Source organism: Streptomyces sp. GC420 (genome assembly GCF_009916105.1).
Classification (GTDB): domain Bacteria; phylum Actinomycetota; class Actinomycetes; order Streptomycetales; family Streptomycetaceae; genus Streptomyces.
The window spans coordinates 1-1,323 of record NZ_JAAAXQ010000752.1 but is presented as its reverse complement, the minus strand read 5'-3'; the positions used below and the strand labels follow the sequence as shown (position 1 = coordinate 1,323).

General features: G+C 76.4%; 1 protein-coding gene. It reads right to left on the bottom strand.

Features of this window, described 5'->3' with window-relative positions:
• Positions 1-269: 269 nt before the first annotated feature.
• Complete coding sequence (locus GUY61_RS38385; protein ID WP_166634903.1) at positions 270-1,232, bottom strand: DMT family transporter; 963 nt, start codon at positions 1,230-1,232, stop codon at positions 270-272.
• Positions 1,233-1,323 lie beyond the last annotated feature (91 nt).

Here is a 1,323-nt window from a genome sequence, read left to right as displayed (position 1 = left end):
CTTCCAGGCCTCGGGCTGCGGCAGCCAGGGCTCGCCCTGCCCCTGCCGCCCCCGGACGGTCCCGCTCGCCGCGCGACCTGCGGCCCGGGCGGGGCCGCGGCCCGAGCCGGGCGCCCGGCTCGGGCCTGCCAGCCCGAGTGTCCTCGACCGGTCCGGGGTGCGGTGCCGTGCCGGGCGCGGGTCGCAGCCCCGGGCCGCGCGGTCCGGGGTCCGGGCTGCGCGGCCCGGGTGACGCGTACCGGGGCCGGTGCCCGGCCCGCGGATGCGTGTCAGGAGGACGGTCCCCGGCGCGCGGCGGGCGGTCCGGGGACCTCGGCGCCGACGGGTCCGGCACTGGACGCCGGCCCGCCCCCGCGCGGCCGGGAGCGTGAGACGGCGACCCCGCCCAGGCACAGCAGGCCGCCCACCAGCGTCAGTCCGCCCGGCACCTCGTCGAGGACCAGCCAGGACATCACGACGACCAGCGCGGGCACGGCGTACGTCGTCGCGCCCATCCTGCCCGCCGTCGTACGGGCGAGGGCGTATGCCCAGGTCGTGAAGGCGAGCGCGGTGGGGAAGACGCCCAGATAGACCATGTTGAGGGTGGCGGACAGCGGGGCGTCGCCGATCTGGCCGAGCAGCTGCCCGGTGAAGGGCAGGCACGCCGCGGCCCCGGCCACGCACCCGAAGGTCGTCACCTGCAGGGCGCTCGCGTGCCGCAGCGCGGGCTTCTGGCCCACCACTCCGGCGGCGTACGCGACCGCCGCGAGCAGGCACAGCAGCACCCCGAGGACGGACGAACCCCCCTCGCCCGACATGGACATCCCGACGACGACCGCGCCCGCGAACGACACACCCATGCCGGCGAGCAGCCTCGGCGGCAGCCCTTCCCCGAGCAGCCACCCCGCCAGCAGGGCGATCAGGATCGGCCCGATGTTCACCACCAGCGCGGCCGTGCCCGCGTCGACCTTCTGCTCGCCCCAGTTGAGCGCCACCATGTACAGCCCGAACCACAGCAGCCCGGAGACGGTGATACCGGGCCACGCGGCGCGGGGAGGCAGCCCCTCGCGGCGTATCAGGAGGATCGCCCCGAGCACCAGCGCTCCGGAGAGCAGCCGGCCGAGGGCGAGCGCGCCGGGGGAGTAGGCCTCGCCCGCGCTGCGGATCGACACGAAGGCCGAGGCCCAGAGCACGACGGTGACCCCCGCCGCGATCGGCGCGAGTCGTTCCGTTCGTTGTGCGGAGTTCGTCATGCGCCGAAGGTAGGGCCGGGACGGTTCGGTGTTCACCGCAATATCCGATGACCGCCAGCTGGCGAGTCCCCCGGCCTCGCCGCTCCCGGGC

Coding starts and splice junctions, on each gene's coding strand:
- GUY61_RS38385 (WP_166634903.1), bottom strand. CDS start 1,232: ATGACGAACTCCGCACAACGAACGGAACGACTCGCGCCGATCGCGGCG.